Below are 345 nucleotides of genomic sequence, written 5' to 3' on the forward strand. Positions count from 1 at the left end.
TTTAGATGTAAATGGTGAAAGTGTTGCTACTTTAAATGATGGCTTGAAGTTTACAGGAAATAATGAAAGTACAGTAAACAAACATAAGCTAAACACTCTAGTGAAAATCAAGGGTGAAGGTGTAAGTGAAGCTGAGTCAAACACATTTAAATCTGCAACAGGTAATATCAATGTTAAAGCAGACGGTGCAAGTACATTAGAAGTTCAGTTAGCGAAGGACTTGAAGGGTTTAAATAGTGCTGAATTTAAAGATGCTACAGGTGATGTAACCAAAATCACTCCGGCAGGTGTGACAGTTAATAAAGCGGATAACTTGAACCCGGATGGTTCAGCTAAAGATCCAAA

General features: G+C 36.8%; 1 protein-coding gene. It reads left to right on the forward strand.

The window, feature by feature from the left end:
* A partial coding sequence (locus HMPREF3263_RS10455) for a hypothetical protein (protein ID WP_218117722.1) occupies positions 1-345 on the forward strand: 345 nt, incomplete at both ends.

The sequence above is a fragment of the Haemophilus sp. HMSC61B11 genome (assembly GCF_001838615.1).
GTDB classification, from domain to species: Bacteria; Pseudomonadota; Gammaproteobacteria; order Enterobacterales; family Pasteurellaceae; genus Haemophilus_D; species Haemophilus_D parainfluenzae_AD.